This is a genomic window from Mesorhizobium sp. M0159 (genome assembly GCF_040322295.1).
In the GTDB taxonomy this organism is placed as follows: Bacteria; Pseudomonadota; Alphaproteobacteria; order Rhizobiales; family Rhizobiaceae; genus Mesorhizobium.
The window spans coordinates 1-4,522 of record NZ_JAMYTF010000112.1; the positions used below are offsets into that span (position 1 = coordinate 1).

Sequence of the window (4,522 nt, forward strand, 5' to 3'; positions counted from 1 at the left end):
ACGGACAATCTTCTTTGCCTCGCCATCCTGATAACGGGCATTATGAGCCCAGTCCGACCGGCACAGGCAAGAGCCATCTGGCCATTGCGCTTGCCGTCGAGGCTGTGAAGGCTGGAAAGAGCGTCTATTTCTGCACGCTCGCCGAACTCATCGCCGCGCTGGCAAGGGCCGAACGCGAAGGCCGCCTGCAGGAACGCATCCGCTTCTTCTGCCGGCCTGCTCTGCTCGTTGTCGATGAGATCGGCTACTTGCCCGTCGTCCACGGTGGCGGCAATCTGTTCTTCCAACTCGTCAACGCCCGCTACGAGAAGGGCGCAATGATTCTCACCTCAAATCGCGGCTTCGCCGAATGGGGCGAGGTCTTCGGCGACCCTGTCGTCGCAACCGCACTTCTCGATCGCCTGCTTCACCATGCGGTCGTCGTCCAGATCGAAGGATCGAGTTATCGGCTCCGCCAGCACGCCGAGCTCATGCCCGAACACTTGCGATCAAAAGCCTCCATCACGCCGCCGACATTAAATCCACCATCGCGGCCGCGCGGCCGGCCACCGAAAAATGGACACCCCTCCGCGACAGTCTGAGCGGCGAAACTGGGGAATTTTACTTCGGCACACTTTGGGGAAAATTCGAGCGGCATTGACAGCTGCCCGTGCGTCCCGTGCTCGGCCCAGCACCGCACGATGTGGTGTGGCGCCAGGCCGACAGTTCACGGGTTCTCAGCATTCTTCAAAATCCTGCCTATGCTGGAGCGTATGTCTATGGCCGGAGGCGGAAGGCGGGCGGATTCGCCATGGCGTTTATCGCCCGAGGACTACCAAGGTCCCCATCGCCGACTGGGAGGTTTGCCTTCAGGCTGCCCATCCTGGTTATATCGGCTGGGAGGAGTTCATGGAGAACCAGAGGCGACTCGTAAACAACATCAACCGCTATGAGGCCGGCCATTCAGGTGTGCCGCGCAAGGGAGCGGCACTGCTGCAGGGCATCGCTGTTTGTGGGCGGTGCGGTCGCCGGATGAGCCTGCGCTATAGCGGTCCTGCGGGCGACTACCCCGTCTACACGTGTCGCGCTGACCGCGATCAGGAGGGCGGGCCGCTATGCCAGCAAGTGCGTGCGCTGTCTGTCGATGCGCACGTCGAAAGCATCCTGCTCGAGGCCTTGACGCCGGACAAGATCGCCATCGCCATCGCCGCCCTGGGCCAGATCGAAGAGGAGACGCGTCAACTTGAGCGGCAGTGGGCGCTGCGGCGCGAGCGGGCTCGTTATGAGGCGGAAAGAGCACGGCGCCAATATGATGCGGTCGAGCCGGAGAACCGCTTGGTGGCGCGTTCGCTGGAGGGCGTGTCGGAAGAGAAGCTGCGCGCCGCCGAGGCGATCGAACAGGATTACGAACGCTGGCGACATGACGAGCCCCTGGTCTTGAACGAGCCGGATCGCGAGGCGCTGCAAAAGCTGGGCGAAGATCTGCCCGGCATCTGGCACTCGCCTTCGACAACGGCGGCCGAGCGCAAGCGCATCCTGCGCCTCATCGTCTGCGAAGTCATTCTCGACCAGGAGCGCTTCCACGGCCAGGTCTGGTTCAAGATCTTGTGGCAGACGGGAGCGACAAGTGAACACTCTCTCCAGAGGCGGGTCCACACCTATGGCGACTACATCGATCTGGAGCGGCTGCGCAGCCGCGTGATCGAACTCAACGCCGCGGGCAAAATGGACAAGGAGATCGCGGTGGCGTTGAACGCGGAAGGCTTTGTCGCAGCACGCGGCCGCGCGTTCAAAGGTGAGAATGTCTGGCTTCTTCGGACACGTTGGGACATCCCCACGGTCAAGATCAATGGGACGAGCGCCAATCCCGACCGCTGGCCAGATGGAGCCTACTCTGTTCAAGGGGCGGCCGCCGCCCTGGGCGTCACACCCCAAACCGTCTTCGACTACCTCGCCCCCGGCTGGATCGAGGGACGCCAGCTCACGAAGGGGCAGCCGTGGCATATCGAACCTCGGACGATCAGATCAACACGCTGCGGGCGCGGACCGCGCGCACCAGGCGATCAAGGAAGAAAAACTTCGCTAACCCAACTCTGGCCGATGCCATCCTCGACCGCCTCGTTCACAACGCCTATCGCATCGATCTCACGGCATGCGAAAACAGCGCTCGCCAAGAGCGACCGAAACAGCGCAAGCTTGACCTGAAACGAAACCCAATCCAAACATCAACGAGACCCAGGATCAGTCCGAAAAATGGCCGGCTTCAAATCGGAACACCGGCCGGAAGGAAATCGGAATGACTGGCCGGCTTCAAATCGGAATCGATGGCCGGCTTCGTCGGAATACGCAGTATAGTCGTGATGGGCATTGAACAGGCGGAGCTGTTGGCCGCCATGCACGGCGTCGAGGGTGTCGTCAATGTCGAGCACGATCCGCCTCGGCACCTGTCGGAATGAGGCGCAATAGAGGTCGACCATCGCCCGCCCCATGGGGACCAGCTCGCGCACGCCGGGCAGTTCTCCAGCCGGCACATCTCGATTGCGAGGCCAGATCCCGACCGGACGGCAACGCATCCTGGGCCATCTTGAAGACCGGATCGCAGCGCAGCCGGTTGGCGTCGTTGCCATCCTTGTAGCCTGCGGCGATCATCTTCATGCGTAAGCCGATCATGTCGGCTGTGGACGGTCTGGTCCGGACAGCGCCGATTGTCGATGCAGCGCGCCAGACGCTCGGCGATACGCAGCCGCTTTTCCACCTCGGCCAGAGCCAGAACGCCCCTGTTCGAGGATAGCATCCCCCGTCGAAACGGGCGACGACAGACTGGCAGCGTAGGATCTTTCATGGCGGGTGTGGTCTCCGGGACATGACGCGAAGCGGCCTAGCAACCAAATCCTACGTCATTTCCACGGTTTGCTCTACATCCGCCCCCCGCCGCGAATTTTCCGGGCTAGGTGGCAATGACGATTTAAGGAACAGGGGTTTCCCTAGCTGAGCAAATCAGATTCAACGCTGGTTTTGGGAGATTGGCGATGGACTGTGCCGGGCGACACGAAGGGCAATAGCGGCCCGCGTACGGATAACCGCCAGAGCGGATTGGCGACTACCGCTCGGTAAACGGCGCTACTATCGCTGGATCGAATGGGCGTGCTGAACGACACGCTTGCCCGCGAAGCCGATCTGGAATGGCTGATGATCGACTCGACCATCGTGCGGGCTATCAGCACGCGGCCGGTGCACGCAATGTCAAAGGGGAGCGGATGCCCAAGGACTGGGCCGGTCTCGCGGCGGCCTGAGCACCAGGATCCACGTCGCAACCGAAGCAATCGGCCTTCCCATCTGATTGATCGGCTCGCCCGGACATTGCAACGACATCGCCTTTGTTTGATCTGATCGACGGTATCGATGCCGATGCCGCCATCGCCTACAAGGACGCCGACTATGTAGCCGATCGGATCGCCGAAGCTGGAGTGAGGTCGTCATCCCGCCGAAGCGCAACCGCAAGCTCCAGCGCCCTTACGACGTCGATCTCTACAAGGAGCGCAACCGCATCGAGCGCTTCTTCAACAAGCTCAAGCAGTTCAGGCGCGTCGCAACCCGATACGACAAGCTCCTCGCCAGCTTCATGGGCTCCGTCAAACTCGCCGCAATCGCAATATGGCTCAGATAATTAAATCGTCACTACGTCCTAGCGCTACCCACAGGTCTCTGGTGTGGGATGATGCCGCAGCTGATCTCTACTCTCTGGCCGCTGAATAAGATAGCCACTTTTTTAGAATTATGAAACCCATCGAATAAAAATTAAAAGAAAAGTAAACGGACTTCAAGTTATAAAATACATTCTTAGTCTGATCCGGCTTGATGATGTGGAAATCCGCATGATATCCTGCAGAAATAGAGGCCCTGCAAATCTCGCCGATTAATTTATAAATCGCCTTGATTTACTTGTGAAGGGAAGTCCTATGTGTACTGTCGAGACTGAAGGAAACGCGGCGCGCGCCTGTCGTTTCCACGATGAATCGGATTCATCGGTAACGGTAGCGTTGTGGCGACCGACAGCCAAGCTCTTGGACGCCGGATGCCAGGTGAACAAGACATCAATCACGCGGCCGCGAACGACTTGCTCCAAAAAGACACCCGGCGACAAAACGCATCGCGATCCGACCGGCGATTACGGCTTTTGCCGTCACCAATCTGCCACTGCCATTCAACTTCTTCGACGAGTTAGTAGGCGAGTAGGGCGCCTTGGTCGGAATGCGCCGGGACGGCGCTCAAGTCGACCCCTTCCCACTGACGACGGTCGAAATCGCCCGTCCGGTGGCATCCGTTGGCGTGCATTTCACTGAAAGCGCCCGCGACAGCTAGGCTCAGCGGACGGAACGATCAGCTCATGGTTGAGCCGCGGCCATTGTGCTCCAATGACGCGTTTGCCGCATCACTCGCGGAGGAACTGGCATGAATACCCCCGATCAGCAGAAGGCACTGGAGCAGGCCGCACGAGAGCGCATCAAGGATTCCCACGCCCTCGACGGCGACGTCGGTCGCT

The 4,522-nt window shown here is 60.1% G+C and carries 1 protein-coding gene and 4 pseudogenes; 4 read left to right on the forward strand and 1 reads right to left on the reverse strand.

Translation table 11 applies throughout. From position 1 onward, the window contains the following. The 3 genes and pseudogenes from NKJ32_RS35040 to NKJ32_RS35700 all read left to right on the forward strand — a co-directional run. A partial coding sequence (locus tag NKJ32_RS35040; RefSeq protein ID WP_352830498.1) for an ATP-binding protein occupies window positions 1-581 on the forward strand: 581 nt, incomplete at its 5' end. Window positions 582-1,011: 430 nt separating this feature from the next. Beyond that, window positions 1,012-1,074: pseudogene (locus NKJ32_RS35695) on the forward strand (hypothetical protein); the annotation flags it as partial. A gap of 989 nt (window positions 1,075-2,063) precedes the next feature. Then, window positions 2,064-2,159, forward strand: a pseudogene (locus NKJ32_RS35700) (AAA family ATPase); the annotation flags it as partial. 174 nt (window positions 2,160-2,333) lie between these two features. Here the strand turns inward: NKJ32_RS35700 and NKJ32_RS35050 are convergent. Continuing rightward, a pseudogene (locus tag NKJ32_RS35050) lies at window positions 2,334-2,814 on the reverse strand (transposase); the annotation flags it as partial. Between the two features lie 153 nt (window positions 2,815-2,967). Between NKJ32_RS35050 and NKJ32_RS35055 the strand changes: the two are divergent. Beyond that, window positions 2,968-3,646, forward strand: a pseudogene (locus tag NKJ32_RS35055) (IS5 family transposase). Window positions 3,647-4,522 lie beyond the last annotated feature (876 nt).